Source organism: Chryseobacterium sp. ON_d1, from assembly GCF_006829085.1.
In the GTDB taxonomy this organism is placed as follows: domain Bacteria; phylum Bacteroidota; class Bacteroidia; order Flavobacteriales; family Weeksellaceae; genus Chryseobacterium.
On record NZ_BJTC01000008.1, the window covers coordinates 13457 to 29019 of the forward strand.

The 15563-nt window shown below is 36.0% G+C and carries 21 protein-coding genes and 1 tRNA gene; 9 read left to right on the plus strand and 13 right to left on the minus strand.

The window, feature by feature from the left end:
- Nucleotides 1-15 precede the first annotated feature (15 nt).
- From CRS_RS24470 to CRS_RS13255, 4 genes are all read left to right on the plus strand, one after another.
- Nucleotides 16-177, plus strand: coding sequence for a hypothetical protein (locus CRS_RS24470; protein WP_172617069.1), 162 nt, complete (start codon nucleotides 16-18; stop codon nucleotides 175-177).
- A gap of 164 nt (nucleotides 178-341) precedes the next feature.
- Nucleotides 342-1664, plus strand: coding sequence for a magnesium transporter (gene mgtE / locus CRS_RS13245; RefSeq protein WP_002980917.1), 1323 nt, complete (start codon nucleotides 342-344; stop codon nucleotides 1662-1664).
- A gap of 26 nt (nucleotides 1665-1690) precedes the next feature.
- Nucleotides 1691-2431 (plus strand): ABC transporter substrate-binding protein, encoded by a 741-nt coding sequence (locus tag CRS_RS13250; protein WP_142724513.1) that lies wholly within the window; start codon nucleotides 1691-1693, stop codon nucleotides 2429-2431.
- A gap of 52 nt (nucleotides 2432-2483) precedes the next feature.
- The gene (locus tag CRS_RS13255; protein ID WP_142724514.1) at nucleotides 2484-2951 is read left to right on the plus strand and encodes a cupin domain-containing protein; all 468 of its coding nucleotides are present in this window, start codon (nucleotides 2484-2486) and stop codon (nucleotides 2949-2951) included.
- A gap of 53 nt (nucleotides 2952-3004) precedes the next feature.
- On the opposite strand, the gene CRS_RS13260 is transcribed toward CRS_RS13255, so the two are convergent.
- Nucleotides 3005-3454 carry a GAF domain-containing protein gene (locus CRS_RS13260; RefSeq protein WP_101238988.1) on the minus strand — a complete coding sequence of 150 codons (450 nt, stop codon included), beginning with the start codon at nucleotides 3452-3454 and terminating at the stop codon, nucleotides 3005-3007.
- A gap of 12 nt (nucleotides 3455-3466) precedes the next feature.
- Nucleotides 3467-4894, minus strand: a complete 1428-nt coding sequence (locus tag CRS_RS13265) for a TonB-dependent receptor (RefSeq protein ID WP_142724515.1) — start codon at nucleotides 4892-4894, stop codon at nucleotides 3467-3469.
- A 54-nt stretch (nucleotides 4895-4948) separates the two neighbouring features.
- Here CRS_RS13265 and CRS_RS13270 point away from each other — a divergent pair, with 54 nt between their 5' ends.
- The 3 genes from CRS_RS13270 (at nucleotide 4949) to CRS_RS13280 (ending at nucleotide 7149) form a co-directional block, all read left to right on the plus strand.
- Nucleotides 4949-5716: an MBL fold metallo-hydrolase gene (locus CRS_RS13270; RefSeq protein WP_142724516.1), complete on the plus strand. Its 768-nt coding sequence runs from the start codon at nucleotides 4949-4951 to the stop codon at nucleotides 5714-5716.
- Between the two features lie 92 nt (nucleotides 5717-5808).
- Nucleotides 5809-5888: transfer RNA gene (locus CRS_RS13275), tRNA-Leu, on the plus strand.
- Nucleotides 5889-5988: 100 nt separating this feature from the next.
- A complete protein-coding gene (locus CRS_RS13280; protein ID WP_142724517.1) occupies nucleotides 5989-7149 on the plus strand; it encodes a site-specific integrase in 1161 nt (386 codons plus the stop codon).
- A gap of 118 nt (nucleotides 7150-7267) precedes the next feature.
- Here the strand turns inward: CRS_RS13280 and CRS_RS13285 are convergent, their stop codons facing one another.
- The 6 genes from CRS_RS13285 to CRS_RS13300 form a co-directional block, all read right to left on the minus strand.
- A complete protein-coding gene (locus tag CRS_RS13285) occupies nucleotides 7268-7540 on the minus strand; it encodes a hypothetical protein (RefSeq protein ID WP_142724518.1) in 273 nt (90 codons plus the stop codon).
- A 581-nt stretch (nucleotides 7541-8121) separates the two neighbouring features.
- On the minus strand, nucleotides 8122-8286 hold the full coding sequence (locus CRS_RS24475; RefSeq protein WP_172617070.1) for a hypothetical protein: 165 nt from the start codon (nucleotides 8284-8286) through the stop codon (nucleotides 8122-8124).
- A 58-nt stretch (nucleotides 8287-8344) separates the two neighbouring features.
- Nucleotides 8345-8557: a hypothetical protein gene (locus CRS_RS13290; protein ID WP_142724519.1), complete on the minus strand. Its 213-nt coding sequence runs from the start codon at nucleotides 8555-8557 to the stop codon at nucleotides 8345-8347.
- A complete protein-coding gene (locus CRS_RS24745) occupies nucleotides 8538-8660 on the minus strand; it encodes a hypothetical protein (RefSeq protein ID WP_262711788.1) in 123 nt (40 codons plus the stop codon). Before CRS_RS24745 ends, CRS_RS13290 begins: the two co-directional genes overlap by 20 nt.
- A complete protein-coding gene (locus tag CRS_RS13295; protein ID WP_142724520.1) occupies nucleotides 8657-9103 on the minus strand; it encodes a hypothetical protein in 447 nt (148 codons plus the stop codon). Before CRS_RS13295 ends, CRS_RS24745 begins: the two co-directional genes overlap by 4 nt.
- A gap of 19 nt (nucleotides 9104-9122) precedes the next feature.
- Complete coding sequence (locus CRS_RS13300) at nucleotides 9123-9311, minus strand: hypothetical protein (RefSeq protein ID WP_142724521.1); 189 nt, start codon at nucleotides 9309-9311, stop codon at nucleotides 9123-9125.
- 90 nt (nucleotides 9312-9401) lie between these two features.
- On the opposite strand from CRS_RS13300, the gene CRS_RS13305 reads away from it, so the two are divergent.
- Entirely contained in the window at nucleotides 9402-9629 is a 228-nt protein-coding gene (locus CRS_RS13305; RefSeq protein ID WP_142724522.1) for a hypothetical protein, read from the plus strand.
- A 213-nt stretch (nucleotides 9630-9842) separates the two neighbouring features.
- A complete protein-coding gene (locus tag CRS_RS13310) occupies nucleotides 9843-10475 on the plus strand; it encodes a DUF4760 domain-containing protein (RefSeq protein ID WP_142724523.1) in 633 nt (210 codons plus the stop codon).
- A 194-nt stretch (nucleotides 10476-10669) separates the two neighbouring features.
- On the opposite strand, the gene CRS_RS13315 is transcribed toward CRS_RS13310, so the two are convergent.
- The 5 genes from CRS_RS13315 to CRS_RS13335 are packed head-to-tail and all read right to left on the minus strand — an operon-like array spanning nucleotide 10670 to nucleotide 15530.
- Complete coding sequence (locus CRS_RS13315) at nucleotides 10670-11110, minus strand: lysozyme (RefSeq protein ID WP_142724524.1); 441 nt, start codon at nucleotides 11108-11110, stop codon at nucleotides 10670-10672.
- A 1-nt stretch (nucleotide 11111) separates the two neighbouring features.
- Nucleotides 11112-11798: a DUF6808 domain-containing protein gene (locus tag CRS_RS13320; protein ID WP_142724525.1), complete on the minus strand. Its 687-nt coding sequence runs from the start codon at nucleotides 11796-11798 to the stop codon at nucleotides 11112-11114.
- Nucleotides 11795-12106 carry a hypothetical protein gene (locus CRS_RS13325; RefSeq protein WP_142724526.1) on the minus strand — a complete coding sequence of 104 codons (312 nt, stop codon included), beginning with the start codon at nucleotides 12104-12106 and terminating at the stop codon, nucleotides 11795-11797. Before CRS_RS13325 ends, CRS_RS13320 begins: the two co-directional genes overlap by 4 nt.
- Nucleotides 12107-12115: 9 nt before the next feature.
- Nucleotides 12116-14656, minus strand: coding sequence for a M14 family zinc carboxypeptidase (locus CRS_RS13330; protein WP_142724527.1), 2541 nt, complete (start codon nucleotides 14654-14656; stop codon nucleotides 12116-12118).
- Nucleotides 14649-15530, minus strand: a complete 882-nt coding sequence (locus CRS_RS13335; protein ID WP_142724528.1) for a hypothetical protein — start codon at nucleotides 15528-15530, stop codon at nucleotides 14649-14651. The genes CRS_RS13330 and CRS_RS13335 overlap by 8 nt, the downstream gene beginning before the upstream one ends.
- Between the last annotated feature and the right edge of the window lie 33 nt (nucleotides 15531-15563).

Sequence of the window (15563 nt, forward strand, 5' to 3'; positions counted from 1 at the left end):
AAACACCCTATCTTTATGAAAAACTCAAATCTCAAAAGACTCAACAGACAGGAACAAAAGGGAATACACGGAGGCGCCATAAAAAAATGTGGTGATGATTCGGACTGCGGACCTTACAATTGCTGTACAAACAGTGTCTGCACCTTCATTCCTACTTCAGAATGTGGACCAATTTAAAAAAATATTGGAATTTTAAAATTTAATTTTTTGAACACCTGCTCCGGCGGGTGTTTTTTGTTTTTATATAAAGCATTAAAGTTTAATTAATCCTTAATTTTGCCACTTTATTGCGCAGTCTTAAAAATTTGAATTATTTTTGCATATCCAAAAAATTTCACGTTTTGAATTCTAGAGACGAACTTATCTTCAACCCTGCCGATATTGCCGAAACTCTCAGTGAACTTCCTGCTGATGAGAGGCTGCTCGCGTTCCTGAAAGTTCCGAAAGAATACAAAGCAGAAGTTTTTTCACATCTTGATCCTGATTTTCAGGAAGATACCATCAGAAGTATCGGAAGCGATGAAGTTTCCGAAATCCTGAATGCAATGACGCCGGATGACAGGACCGCTCTCTTCGAAGATTTTCCGGATGAGCTTATCAAGTATTCTATCAATCATCTTAACCCACAGGAAAGAAGAATTGCTTTAAAGCTTCTTGGTTACAACTCGGATTCTATTGCCCGTCTGATGACTCCTTATTATATCCAGATCCGTAAGGAATGGACGGTAAAGAGATGTCTTCAGCAGATCAAAAAGGTAGGAAAAAGAGTGGAAACGATGAACTATCTGTACGTGGTGGACGAAAGAAACCGGTTAATTGATGACCTTGCTATCGGAACATTACTGCTGGAAGAAGAAGATACATTGGTTTCTGATATCACAGACAATCATTTTGTAGCGATTACCACTACCACCTCCAAAGAGGATGCGGTAACCTACTTTGAAAAGTATGACCGTGGTGCTCTTCCGATTATTACGGAGGCCGGTGTTCTCGTGGGAATTGTAACGATTGACGACATTCTCGATCAGATTGAGCAGCAGAATACAGAAGATATCCAGAAGTTCGGGGGATTGGAAGCACTGGATCTTCCCTATACCCAGACATCATGGACTGAAATGATCAAGAAAAGGGCAACCTGGCTGATCATTCTTTTCGTTTCTGAAATGCTGACGGCTTCTGCAATGGGCTATTTTGATAAAGAAATTGAGAAAGCCGTTGTTCTGGCCTTATTTGTTCCGTTAATTATTTCCAGTGGAGGAAATTCCGGATCGCAGGCAGCAACACTGATTATCCGTGCTATGGCGCTTCAGGAAATCAATCTGAAAGACTGGTGGTATGTCATGAGAAAGGAAATTATTTCCGGATTATGTCTGGGGGCTATTTTAGGAGTAATCGGATTTATACGAATCATGCTCTGGCAGCAGATTGGTCTCTTCGACTATGGCCAATACTGGGTATATGTAGGATTAAGTGTTTCTGTTTCCCTGATTGCCATTGTATTGTGGGGAACATTATCAGGTTCTATGATCCCGTTTGTTTTAAAGAAACTAAAACTTGATCCTGCCACCTCTTCTGCTCCATTTGTAGCAACCCTGGTGGATGTTACGGGACTTATCATCTATTTTACTGTAGCCGGGCTTTTCTTAACCGGAAAACTTTTGTAATTTTAGGCATCATCTAACATGCCAATATGAAAATCGTTTCACTCGTCCCTTCTATTACAGAGGCTTTATTTGACCTTGGACTGACCGAAAATGAAGTTGTAGGAAGAACAAAATTCTGCATTCACCCTCAGGATAAAATAAAAAATGTATCCGTAATCGGCGGAACAAAAAATATCAATATTGAAAAAATCAGAACGTTGCAGCCGGACCTTATTATTGCCAATAAGGAAGAAAATGTAAAAGACCAGGTAGAAGCTCTGATGGATGATTTTAAGGTAATGGTGACCAATATTGACACCATTGAAGACAACTATTATCTTCTTAAAAATCTGGGAAAGCTTTTTGGGAAGGAGGAAAGAGCCCAGCTTTTCAATCTTAAAATTTATGATATCCTGAACCAGACAAAACTTGAAAATCCTGTCAGAGCCGCTTATCTGATCTGGAAGAATCCATACATGACGGTTGGTTCGGATACCTTTATTCACAGAATTTTATCAGAAATTGGCTTTGAAAATATTTTCAGCAATACAACCCGCTATCCTCAGATTACTACTGAAGATCTTGCAGATGCTGATGTGATCATGCTTTCTTCCGAACCTTTTCCATTTAAAGAGAAACATATTGAAGAGCTGAAGCTTTTTTATCCGGATAAAAAGATCATGATCGTAGACGGAGAGGCTTTTTCATGGTATGGAACTCATATTGCAAAATGTGAACAGTATTTTAAAGGATTCCTAGCTGAGATTCAACAGGTGCAGCAAAGCTAGTTTTTCTCTGTCAACTTTAAACCCAAAACTCTAAACTTTAAATATTTAATCCATGTCTGATACCGTTATATTATCTCAAGGAGCAGAATTTGACCATGTTATACAGGAAGTGTCAAAATACATTCATCTTTATGTAATGGCATTCGAAAAAGAAGAAAGAACCATTACGCGGGTGGACAAACGTGAAAATATGTATGGCGGCAAAGGAACGGTATATATGATACAGATGTTTGACCAGCAGGACCTGGCCAATAACCGTCTGGCCGCTTATATGGTTTTACTGAATAGAGGGGATGAATCCGGATTTCATACCCATAACATTAGAAATGAGCAGGAATTGTATGTGGTTGTTCATGGGACCGGAGAGTACCGTGAAAGAACCGGAACAGAAGGACCGGTACGGAAGAAAATTCTTCAGAAAGGAGATATTACCGCAATCAGCTCAGTCGGATATCATTCTATCGAAAATACAGGAGACGAGCCCCTGATTATGTTTGTGATCACAACCAACAATCCATAAAAAAACTCCGGACTGAGAGCCGGAGTTTTTTTCATATTCGTATTGGAATTCAATTACAAAATCTTAGAAACTTCATTACAAAGCCATTCCAATAATTCACGATCTTCATTGGTAAAAGGATCAATGGTATGGGAATCAATATCGATCTGACCGATATTTTTTCCATCCTTAAAGATAGGAACTACGATTTCAGCTTTTGTATCGATAGAACAGCTTAAATAATTGCTTTCTTCATGTACATCCGGAACTACGAAAGTTTCATTGGAAACTGCAACCTGACCGCAAATTCCTTTTCCGTAAGGAATAATGGTATGATCAGTCGGTGCTCCTACGTAAGGGCCTAAAATCAGTTCATCCTTATCTCCGTTTTTGAAATAGAACCCTGTCCAGTTGAAATAGGAAATCTCCTGATCCAACAGGTGACATACTTTTTCAAGCTTTTCTTCTGTATTATGTTTAGGACTTTCAAGAATAGAGGAAAGTCTTTTCTTTAATTCTGACATTGTATATATATTTTAAGAGAATTGTTTTAAGGAAAGCTCTTCTTTATATCCGAACATTCCACGCTCTTTAATCATTTCTGCTACGCCCTCCGGCACCTGAGTTTCCCAGCCTTTCACACAGCATGCTATTTTTCTCAGTATTTCTCTGGAGTAAATTTCAAGGAACTCCGGATTATAGTTTGTAATATCTACAATACGGTTGTTATGTTTGAAATATTTGTACAGCTCTTTCAGGTTTTCTTCTACTTTCAGGTTGGAAGAATCCAGCAGCTGATGTGTTTCCGGATCTTTATAAGGGTACAGATATACTCTCATTCCGTTTCTGAAAAACTTACCAAACGCTTCAAGAATTCCTCCCGAAAGGTTTTTATAATATTTCTCATCGAATACCATCAGCATGTTATTTACTCCCATGGCCACTCCGATATCTCCGCTTGTATAGGATGCAAAATAATCGATCAGCCTGTAATATTCGGAGAAGTTTGAAATAATAACTGTGTATCCGAGTTTACCCAAAATATCTACTCTATCCAGGAAGTCTCTTTCATCAATATCTCCGTCTGCCCTCAGATTGGAAATGGTAATTTCGATAAGCACCTCAGTTTCTTCATGGGTACAGGTCGCATCTTTGAAAAACATATCCATACCGTTTTTAAGCATATCAATGTTTACTTTTGTTACCGGCCTGAAACTTCCTCTTACCGCGAAAATATTTTTCTTGTACAGCACATCTGCCGGAAGCATATTGTTTCCTTCAGAATTAAAGATCACTGCATCGGTCATTCCATTCTTTACCAGCTGAAGAGACATCAGCCTGTTATCAACATACGCAAAAGCAGGTCCGCTGAAATCGATCATATCAATCTCAAGATTATCTTTTGCAATATCGTCATACAGAGATTCTACTAAAGTTCTTGGATTATCATAATAATGGAAGGCTCCAAAAATAAGATTTACCCCCAGGTTTCCTAAGGTTTCCTGCTGAAGGGTAGCATCATTTTCTTTGAATTTTACGTGAATCACGATCTCATTGTAGTCCTCATTTTCTTTGGTCTGAAAACGGATTCCTACCCAGCCGTGGCCTTTTACAGTCTTATCAAAGTTGATGGTGGTTACCGTATTGGCGTAAGAAAAGAATTTTCTATCCGGATTATTATCTCTTGAGATTCTTTCTTCAATCAAAGCGACTTCATACCGAAGCATTTTGCGAAGTCTGTTCTGGGTAACGTACCTGTTTTTTACCTCTTTTCCGTAGATAGCATCACTAAAATCTTTGTCATAAGCAGACATTGCCTTAGCAATCGTACCCGAAGCTCCCCCTGCTCTAAAAAAGTGGCGAACAGTCTCCTGCCCTGCTCCAATTTCCGCGAAAGTACCATAAATAGTAGGATCTAGATTAATTGTTAATGCTTTTTGTTTAGGAGTTAGTTTCTGATACATTAGGACATGAAATTTTTTGTAAATTTACCAAAATTAAACCAACCTCAAAACAAAATGAAGTTGAAATTTTTAGGAACCGGTACTTCTCAAGGTGTGCCCGTTATAGGCTGTACATGTGAAGTGTGTACTTCCGAAAATCCCAAAGACAAACGTTTGCGCTCTTCCGTGATGGTAACTACGGAGGAAAATAAAAAAATACTGATCGACTGCGGTCCGGATTTCAGGCAGCAAATGCTTACCAATCATGAACATACCGTGGACATCGCGCTGATTACGCATGAACATAATGACCATGTAATCGGGCTGGATGATATGCGTCCACTGATTTTTAAAAGCGGAAAAGATGTTCCACTCTACTGCTATTCCAGAGTGGCTCACGAAATAAAAAACAGGTTTCCTTATGCTTTTGCCGATGTAAGGTATCCCGGAGCACCCGCTTTTGAACTTCACGAAATTGAAAATAAACCTTTTGAAGTACTGGATACGGAAATCACTCCTGTAGAAGTGATTCACTATAAAATTACTGTTTTTGGATATAAATTTAAAAATCTGGCTTACATCACAGATGCCGGGTTTATTTCCGACACGGAAAAGGAAAAACTGAAGGACCTGGATATTCTGATCCTAAACTGCATCAGAAAATTTGATCCTCATCCTGCCCATTTTATCCTTCCTGATGTTATTAAGCTGTTTGAAGAACTAAAACCGAAACAATTATTTTTAACACACATCAGTCATCATCTGGGGCTGCATGATGTTGAAGATAAGCAGCTTCCGGACGGAATACACCTTGCCTACGATGGTTTGGAGCTTAATTTTTAAAAAAATTCTGTAAAAAGCTTTTGAACATTGAAAAAAGTTCCTATATTTGCACACCAATTTGAAACAAACATCATGTTTGAATTCAACATCAAGCCCAGGTGGCGGAATTGGTAGACGCGCTGGTCTCAAACACCAGTTCTTAGGAGTACCGGTTCGATCCCGGTCCTGGGTACAAAATCTCGGCAAACTAGCATCCACACTACGTTTGCCGATTTTTCTATTTCATTCTCTAATGCGCTCAATTTTATTAACGTGTAAAAAATCGTGTAAAAATGAAACCGCATCACACTCCATTAAAAGTGTATCCTGTAACTTGGGATACCGAATTAAAGAAAAATCTAGACAAAGATTGGGAAATCCGCTATGTTTACTTTCACCCACTATTACCACCAGAGGGTAAGATTATCCGATTCAAAGGAATGAATCATTGCAAATCACTTTATGAAAAACAAGAAGTCACGAAAAGACTTATACATGATGAAGTGAAAATGCTCAGAAATGGATTCAATCCGGTAACGAAAGAGTATGAAAACATAGATGAAGATCTAATAATTCCAGAAACACCATTTCTTAAAGCTTTTGATATTGCTCTTAAATCTTTCAAGGGAGAAACAACGACTATTGAAGATTATGAAAATAGCCTTAAGCACATTAAGAACTATGCTAAAAAATTATCGCTTGACTTAAAGGAGATTGGAGACATTAGAAAAAGAGACATTAAGCAACTCCTCATTTCTATGTCAAATGATAATCATTCAAATTATAGAGTTAATAAAACGAGAGACCATTTATCAAAGTTTTTCTCTCATTTTACAGAATTGGAAATATTTGAAGCAAACTTTATAAGAAGCATATCTTTGTTAGAATGGAATCCTGAAACTCCGCATATTCTTAGATCTGAGGATGATTGGAGACGGTTCCATTCCATTAAAGATATAAATTATAATGAGTACATGTTCCTTTTCATATTTTTATACTCTTGTTGTCGATTTGAAGAAATAGCAAAGGTTAAAAAGTCAGATGTTGAACTTGATAAGAGTTTGTTCTGGATCACCGTCAAAAAAGGAGGTAAACATAAACGAACAATGAAAGCTATTAATATGGCCAGCTGGAAGTATTGGAAAATGTATTACGACATGGCTAATGAAGACGAGTATCTATTTAGTCATAATAGAGTACCAGGCAGCGTTCCAATCGCCGCACAAAGCCTTTATGTCGCAGCAGCAAAGTATTTGAGAAAGGTAGGATTAAATATTACAGGATACAAGCTTAAACACACATTTTCAAATTTGATCTCCAAAAATTATGACCTAACTATTGCACAAGGGGCTTTGGGTCATACAAGCATCAAAACTACAATGAAATATGCAATTGATCATCAAGAGCATCAAATAGACAAGAATAGAAAATTAAAAGTAAATATTGGAAATTAAAGTAATTAAGGCGTAGCTAAAATGTTACGTCTTTTTCTTTTAGTTCCAAAATCTTTTTCTCTATAATATCCTCTGTAAGTTCTTCATGGAATACATGATGCCATAAATATTATGCAAATCATTTTTTATCATGAATTGAGTGAAATTCAACTGCTCTATCACAAATCAAATGAGTAAAGTACGATTTTTCTCCCGTTTTTGGATCTTCAAAAATTTCACTCTCCCATTTAATCCACATATCAATGACGTCCCATTTTCTGAATTTATGTTGATGCGGATTAAAAGAACATTTAACCTCAAAATGCTGTTTTTTCTTGTCACCTTCAAACTCAACTACCATAGTATTTTTTGAAGGATGGGTTTCTTCCCTGACAGTACCTCGTAATTTCATGCGCCAAAATTGATACAAAATGAATCTATATCAAAATTATTTCTGATACAAATTATAACAATTTTAATTTTTACAGGAATGATCAAGGTTTGATGATATGCAAAAAGTACCCGACAAATCTCATCCTCCAAAGCTTATAATTTTTTACCTCGACAACTGCTTTCAGCCAATCTCCTTTTTTTAAATTATAAACAATATAGTTGTCACTTTTGCGATACATTAAATCTAGTATAGTTCCATCCTTTAATTGAATTCTCGTGTATCGCTTCTTTACCTTTAAAACTTCGCCTTCAATTTCCATGGTTAATTTTTACACCAAGGTACAAAAAGAAAAATCCCCGGAAATTCCGAGGATAAAAACTAATAACCATGAAAACTCAAATTAAACATGAGTTGTAGAGAAAGACAGGATTCGAACCTGTATGGGTTTTAGACTAACATTTGAAGCCTGATACAATAATGCTTAGCTTTACTTTAACCCTAAGTAGTGATACTGTTATTTATCGCGCTCTCATTTCATAGAGTATTTCACCAACCGCGATTACGTCTGCCAGTTCCGCCACTTTCTCTGTTTTTACAATTTAAGGGCAAGGGCCATCTGGGTCAATAATTTCCAAATTGTCATATTCTTCTTCGGTAATAATTACATAGCCTTTATTTTCAATCCATAAATGGATAGATTGCCAATCAAGATTATTTTCTTCTAAAATTTTTTCCATTTTTTCGTTAAGCTCTTCTGTTGTCATAATATTATATTTGTTTTGTTTTTAATGCTTTTTGGTATCTTATTATATTTTGTGGAGACTACTCCGTGGGTTTAACATCATCTGAAAGAGCTTTTAAAACTTTGGGAAGTTGTTTTAACGCCTCTATCTGTTTTGCTCGTCTGCAAGTATCACAATACGTTAAACTCCATCGAAAAAAAACATCTGAACGCTCATCATTCCAAATTTTAAATTCTATTGGTTTTTCATAGTCAACACCGCAAGTTGCACAATTAAGTTTTAAGGTTTCCATGCTCTTCTATTTTATTCCTTACAACCTCTTTAAATTCGCTTGTAGATTGTTCTATTTTCAACTGTTCCAGAACAAAATCGGAAAGGGGGATAAGGTTTTTCATAATATCTCAAATATTAAAGTTTTCTCAGGGTTAAAAGTTCTTGATTTGGCTTCATAAAACTGATGAAGGTCATATCTATAATCAACATAGTCGTTTTCTGAATAACCATTACTATTCGGATTAATAAAAGGTGGAGCATTTGGCTCTGCAATTGGACTTCTACCCCAATAATAACCTTTTGATTCAATAGCTGAAATGAAAGATTCTAAAGCTGACTTATAGCAATAAGTATTTACCGGAATACCTATAACATAGTGGGCAAATAAACCCGTGTGAATAGATTCATGCAAAAATCCTTTCGCTATTTCATGTGACAATTCAGAACCTTTGCAGAATACTATGTAAGTTCCCGATTTCATTCCTTTTGACATAATAAACTCATTCGCTTCTTCTGCTTCAACAATAAGAAGTCTTTTCTTTAATTCTAATTCAAGTTGTTTCATCTTTGTTTTTATTTAAGGGTTAAAATCCGTCAAATTCAGGCAGATTATTATATTCAGATTCCGACATTTCAATTAAAGATATTCGCACATCAATTATTTCATTCAATTCTAATTCTTCAAGTTCGCTTTTAAGTGTTTCAAGAATATTATCGTAATCTTCATCGATAAACCATGATCCGTTTAATTCTAATTTAAATACTTGTTTCATGACTATTTTGTTTATGTTTCTTTTACAAAGGTACAAATATTTTTGTACTATACAAATTTATTTGTACTCAATTTTTATTATATTTGCATTATGACTGTAGAGGAATACTTAAAATATCACTGTAAATTAGACCTGGGCTATATCGCCATAAGGATGTGGCCGAACAATAAATCAGCTCTATCATATCTTAGTAAGAAGTTGCATAAAAAAGATGGGAAGACCTTTACAAAAGCTGATGCAGAAAAAGCAATTAAAATACTTTCTACAACCGTAATTAATGATTTATCAGGTGAATTTAAATCATTGACAGTGGATTAACCACCAAATAAAAAACCTCCCTAAGGAGGCTAAAAAAACTTGTCTTGTACTTTGTAATCAATATCCGTAAATATACGGATATACTGTAGTAATAACTCTACGGGAAACCGTAATGTGGATAAAAATTTATTCTGTAGCTTCACGAAAATTTAATTAATAAAACTAGGCATTTCATTTTTAAATACTATTTTCGTGGAAGTAAAAACTAATAGAATGAATAATTTTTTTAACAAACGATATTCAATTCGTTTAATTTATCTTGTATTTATATTTCTGGCTTTAGTATTTTTTAGCACATTCCTTTTCTTACGTTATTTTATGCATTGTGATCCAAAGGACGCTTTTGAATTTACTTATAAATTTACATTATGTATTTTAGCATTTCTTACTTTGCTTTATCATATGCATAACTTAGAAAATCAAATTAGAACTCAAGAGGCTAGTAATAGGCAGAATTTATCTAAATATACTTATGATATTTGCGCTGACTTTAGAAAGCCAGGAATGAAAGACATTAATGAAGATTTGCGAAGGCTTATTATCACTCAATCTGACAATTTACAACCTCAAAACATTAGGCAATTTATCGCATATCTGGATGACCCAGTAAATAGAACAGACAGACAAGCTTTAACGATAACATTAAATTATTTTGAAAGCGTATCAGCAATGGTATTGGCTGGAGATTTGGATAATGAAATTGTAAAACGACTTTTTGGCAAGCTTTTTGGGAGATATTACGTAAAGTTTGCTCCATTCATAAATCATATACAGCAAGACAGTGCCAAGAGCTGGTCTAATTATGAAAAATTAGCGTTAAAATGGATTCATGAAGAAAAGCATTAATTATTTTTTATTATATTTGAACAGTAAAACAACATCACATACCCAATTAAAAAAATTTACAGCAATGAAAAATAGAGCACTAAAAATGGACTACTATGGTTTTTAAACCATCTAGATTACGACACTAAAAAATAAAATAAGAACAGCCTCCTTAATTGGGGGCTATTTTATTAAATGTATTAAATTCGATAGGTTTATTTCCCAAAGAACATATCCGCCTCTGCTTTTCTTCTCCGGATCAGGCCGTTCAAAACCTTACCTCCGGCTGTAATGTATTTCGTAGTAAACCAGTTCCGGATTGCGGCTTCTGATGCACGGTCATTTACCAGCTTGAACAGACCGTCTGAGCCACCGGTATTATAGGTATGAGAAACCAAAGCGTCAAATTGGTTTTGTGCCAATGGAACTTTGATTTTTGAATTCACTATTTTTTCATAAGTTGGTAAAACAGACGAAAATAATTCCACTCCTTTTTCTTTACTGATGGCAGGATCGTTCATGGTTACCTTTTTACCTCCGGGGTAATACGTATTTCCATAGCCTATTGTCGGAATACCCGCTGAGTCCAGGTATGGTTTTGAACTGAATCCTTCAAACGATATGATCAGATGTATTCCTTTCTGTGATGTTTTCATATTATAGCCTTATTAAATTGTAAGAAACTCCTATTCCAAAACCTGGATAAAATTGATTTGTTCCTGGTATATAGTAATACCCTGCCTGTATTCCTAATCCTAGTTTTTTAGGTTTAACATCTATTCGCTTTTTGAAATGCTCAACACCGTTAATCTTCATGTTTTTGTCTGGTGAAGAAATATCAATATAAGTTTTTTCAGGACCTAAAAGCCACTTTCTTTCATTATACTTTACAATATCAACTATTGCATTATACTTATAATCAACAGTGCTATCATTGGTATTTGAAACGATTTGAAGGTATTTGTTTTCGTAATATACACGATCTTTTTCACGTTGAATTTTACTTGCCTTCAACTGCCCTTCCAACACTAATTTCGCCCTGGTTAATTCGTCAATTTTTTCAGTAGCAATATTAAGAGCAGGAGCCAATGTATCCTGAACATATGTGATATAATTTTTCGTAATATGATTTTGAATCACCTCTCCTTCTTTCTGTTCAAAAGTGCCATGTGTAGTACTGTCTTTAGGATTAAGCCATTTATCAACATAAACAGTGTCATGCTTAGTAACTGATTCAGCTGCTATTCTGTCGTTTTTACTTAGAGTAAACCATCCTTTAAAAAGGTTTGCGACTAAAACTATAACCGCTAAAACCAAAATCGCTATAAATGCATTCTTTTTCATTTCGCTTGATTTAAAATTTGTTTAGCCTGTTCTTGAGTTTTTTCCCTAAGGGTGCTGTCTGCCTTTTTTATTGTCTCCTTCTCAATGTATCCGGCCTTTCTTAATAGTTGATCTTTAAGGGCATCTTTTTCCCATTTTTCTTTTTCGTATAATTCTTTCCAATACTGCTCAGCATCGTTATTTTTATTCATGTTGATGAAATAGGTAATCCAGAACATAACGAAAAACACTGCAGCAACAAAGGCAATTGGATTCCTAGCGATAAGCTGCTGAAATCGTCCGATTTGATTTGTATTTGGATCCCCCATTTCATTTTTTTATTTTACTCGGTTGTATTCCTCTAAGTTCTCCTGTAAAAACACTCTCAGGTAGTTTACAAAGGTTTCGACACCACATGTGATCGCATCAGAATCGTGACTTTGATAACTTGGATTAAACCTGAAGTTTTGGCATACCTCGAAGGTTGAAGCATATATCGAACCTAAAGCCTTCATAGCGGAGCCGGAAAACCCTGGACCGTTATAGTTGTTTGATTGGCCTATGAAATAGTCATCGGTTTGTGGGATCTGAATCGGTAGAGTCGGATATTTTGCTTTGTATTTTACCGAAAGCTCCTTCATCAGAATATTAGCAGAACTTTGTCCAAGTTCAGAACCTAAATTAACGACCCATGCCATATTGTATTTCTTTGGATCTGTTTCCGGCTGCCCGTGGAAATTATGGAAATCAATACCCATAACTGTGTTAGAGGTGATCTTACCCTGCATCCAAGTGTAAATTGACTGACTTTCAATCTCTGAAAGTGGATTTATGCCTGGATAAGTATTATCTGATGGAGTTCCGCCGCCGACCCAAAATGCCGGGAAATTCCTATTAAGGTCAACGTTATTGAAGTTTTTACGCGATCCCGCTCCGCCGCCTGTATTCCATCCATGCGGATTAGCGAAAGGAATGATACAGAATTCAACATTAAAGCGTAAATACTCTAAGAAAGAATGCGATTTCCAGTTCGTCAAGATCTGCTTCATCATTTCATACACAACAAACGAAGGTGTTTTTTCAAAACCATGAATTGAGCAGTTAATGAATATCCTCGGTAAAGTCTGCGAATTATTTCCGGTTGAATCTCCCGCAGCTAATTTCGCAGGTGAAAATACGTATCCGTAAATTGGCAGTGTGCCCCCGCCATCTGTTGGAACTGCCGTTGTCAAAGTTTCTTTTGTCACAGTATATCCCGCAGGAGGTGAAGTCACAAACGCGTCCCACTGTGTTGCCCACTGGCGACAATCTTCAAAAGGCGACTTCGGAACTCCGGTATTTGGACCAGAAGCGTAACTCGGCATTGTAGGCGCTGTATAGTAATCATTAAAGCTTCTGGACCTAGCGAATTTTACAAAACCTGTTGGATTGTTGAAAACTTCTGACTTTTTAAATAGTGTCCTGACAATATTGGAGTTATTTACTGCTATTCCAGAATTACCCTCAAAAATTTGTGCTCCCATTGGAATCGCATCCCAATCAATTGTTACTTTCCCGTAGATAGTTGTAGTTGAGGACCTGTCCGTTCCGGATCTAAGATAATAAGTCTTTACGCCTTTGTGAGCATTAGCGTCATATGCAATGCTTACACTGTTGTTAAACTCATCAGCATATAGGAATATACTTGGTTTTCCAGTTTCAGCAACACCAAAACCTAAATATGATTTTGAAGTGTAGTTTTTCCCTAGCGTGTAAAACGTTACTGTCTGTGCATCACGAATATTATAAAATTCCAAATCTACAATCGCTTTTGCAAGCCATAATTTCTCTGTATCTGTTCTTGAAGTTTGGTAAGTAGAGAATAATTTATTGTAAATTACATCAGTTGTTGCAATTGGTTTTATAGGATAATCAACGGTGCCATTGCTATCAATCAATCTATATTTTTTTGCCCCGAAAATATCGCGTAAAGTACCATTCAAATTCATTACGTAACACAACATATAATCATCAACCTTTAAAGGTGATGCTGCAGAATCAAATACAGCAACAGCTCTAACCAATGCCGTTGTAGTATTGTAAACTAATGTATAGTACGTTGGATTTGCAGAACAATCAACAGTTTGTGCGGGAATGTTAATACTTCCAAATGGTGTTATTATCTTGTTTGTTGACGCCCCTGTAAACACACACGTGTTATTAACGAGGTTTACGGTAAAGGTAGACGCATCCGATACAAAGATCCCTACTGGCTTTAAAAATGGATAGTATATTTTCCAGTTAGCATTGGCGCCGGGAACCGCCGATGTAATATTTGTCCCGGCAACCCATTCAAGACCAAGATACCTCACAACTTCATTTGTAGAATATGCGCCAAGAACCCAATCTCTTACAGCCCCTACTTTGGTAATATCCATTAAAGTTTTTGCATTCTTTGCAGAACTGGAATCCGTTGTTGAGCTTGAATTGAATCCATCAACAACAGGTGTAGAAGGTAACGCTTTTGATACTTTTTCTGAAACACCATTTGTAACCCATATTTGTACAAAATTATTGCTTAAATCAGCGGATGAAACCACAATCGGTTGCGGTGTGGGAGTTGAATTGTCTTTGAAGTTAGTATAAGTTCCGGCCGTTTTAACGTCCCACTTTTCAAATAAATAAGGATCACCTGGCGCCCATGCCGTTGGTGAGCTGGTCGGGGTAGCTTCTTTAGTTCCAGAAATAATCATTTCTCTAAAGTTGCTTACGGGAGCAAACGCTAGTTTATTTTGAGGATTATAAGTTAATATAAGACCTTCAAAAGGGTCCTGTGTTATTGGTATTTCTGTTGTTGGCACCTGTTTAACAAATGGTGCGGGTATAATTATATCAGGCATTTTCTATTGGTATTATATAGTTAGAATTGTAGACATAAACTGCTGTATTTCCTTCATTAGCTAACGCCATGGTGAAAACATTTGAAAGTATTGCTTCTTCGTCTAAAATTATATTCAGTCCATTTTCGTCTTTCTGGTAAGAAAATTTCATTATGACTTCCTGAGTGTTATCAGTAACTTCCGGCTTTTCTTTTCGTGTCATTTTGGTCCCATCTATATAAAAATCCTGATTTGTAGAATGTACAGCAATGAAGGTGAGTATGTTATTATTTCCCTGTGCTAAAATTCTGTACTTAACATTCTCTTCGTACCATGACCCAGAGATTTCAGAACCAAGTAAATCACCGACACGTTCCAAAGTGACGTCTTCATCCATTTCAAATTCTCCAAGGCAATAAGCTGGTAAGTTTGTGATCATCCAGTCATGTTCACCATCAGAATAAGAAAACAGATTTCTATTGTAAGTACATTTTGTTGCAATCCTTATATATTTTCGCCCCTCATTATCAGTGCTGTCGATGAACTTTACACAATTTGAATAAAATAAGGTATTTCCCGAAAAATCTCTTATTTCAAAATGCCCCTGTATTTCTTCATAAGAAATGAATGTGACAACGAATAATTTATTGTTATCAATGGTTAATCTGCACTCAATCTCAATTTCTTCATCCCCTACCAAAAACAATTTTAACTCCGTAGTGCTTACTTCATTATTGTACTGAGGAATTAAAAATCTATGGTAAGCATTTACTTCTAATGGATATGGCTCTTTATGCCCGAAATACTGAGCATTTTCCGGATTGGTCATGTCTTCCAGTTCCTCCATTGTTCTGAAGAATCTGACAGGGCTGTAATATGAAAACATCCTTGGCATAGAACAAAATTAAAAACTAGTGTATTATGACTT

Coding starts and splice junctions, on each gene's coding strand:
- CRS_RS24470 (WP_172617069.1), top strand. CDS start 16: ATGAAAAACTCAAATCTCAAAAGACTCAACAGACAGGAACAAAAGGGA.
- CRS_RS13250 (WP_142724513.1), top strand. CDS start 1,691: ATGAAAATCGTTTCACTCGTCCCTTCTATTACAGAGGCTTTATTTGAC.
- CRS_RS13255 (WP_142724514.1), top strand. CDS start 2,484: ATGTCTGATACCGTTATATTATCTCAAGGAGCAGAATTTGACCATGTT.
- CRS_RS13260 (WP_101238988.1), bottom strand. CDS start 3,454: ATGTCAGAATTAAAGAAAAGACTTTCCTCTATTCTTGAAAGTCCTAAA.
- CRS_RS13265 (WP_142724515.1), bottom strand. CDS start 4,894: ATGTATCAGAAACTAACTCCTAAACAAAAAGCATTAACAATTAATCTA.
- CRS_RS13270 (WP_142724516.1), top strand. CDS start 4,949: ATGAAGTTGAAATTTTTAGGAACCGGTACTTCTCAAGGTGTGCCCGTT.
- CRS_RS13280 (WP_142724517.1), top strand. CDS start 5,989: ATGAAACCGCATCACACTCCATTAAAAGTGTATCCTGTAACTTGGGAT.
- CRS_RS13285 (WP_142724518.1), bottom strand. CDS start 7,540: ATGAAATTACGAGGTACTGTCAGGGAAGAAACCCATCCTTCAAAAAAT.
- CRS_RS24475 (WP_172617070.1), bottom strand. CDS start 8,286: ATGACAACAGAAGAGCTTAACGAAAAAATGGAAAAAATTTTAGAAGAA.
- CRS_RS13290 (WP_142724519.1), bottom strand. CDS start 8,557: ATGGAAACCTTAAAACTTAATTGTGCAACTTGCGGTGTTGACTATGAA.
- CRS_RS24745 (WP_262711788.1), bottom strand. CDS start 8,660: ATGAAAAACCTTATCCCCCTTTCCGATTTTGTTCTGGAACAGTTGAAA.
- CRS_RS13295 (WP_142724520.1), bottom strand. CDS start 9,103: ATGAAACAACTTGAATTAGAATTAAAGAAAAGACTTCTTATTGTTGAA.
- CRS_RS13300 (WP_142724521.1), bottom strand. CDS start 9,311: ATGAAACAAGTATTTAAATTAGAATTAAACGGATCATGGTTTATCGAT.
- CRS_RS13305 (WP_142724522.1), top strand. CDS start 9,402: ATGACTGTAGAGGAATACTTAAAATATCACTGTAAATTAGACCTGGGC.
- CRS_RS13310 (WP_142724523.1), top strand. CDS start 9,843: ATGAATAATTTTTTTAACAAACGATATTCAATTCGTTTAATTTATCTT.
- CRS_RS13315 (WP_142724524.1), bottom strand. CDS start 11,110: ATGAAAACATCACAGAAAGGAATACATCTGATCATATCGTTTGAAGGA.
- CRS_RS13320 (WP_142724525.1), bottom strand. CDS start 11,798: ATGAAAAAGAATGCATTTATAGCGATTTTGGTTTTAGCGGTTATAGTT.
- CRS_RS13325 (WP_142724526.1), bottom strand. CDS start 12,106: ATGGGGGATCCAAATACAAATCAAATCGGACGATTTCAGCAGCTTATC.
- CRS_RS13330 (WP_142724527.1), bottom strand. CDS start 14,656: ATGCCTGATATAATTATACCCGCACCATTTGTTAAACAGGTGCCAACA.
- CRS_RS13335 (WP_142724528.1), bottom strand. CDS start 15,530: ATGCCAAGGATGTTTTCATATTACAGCCCTGTCAGATTCTTCAGAACA.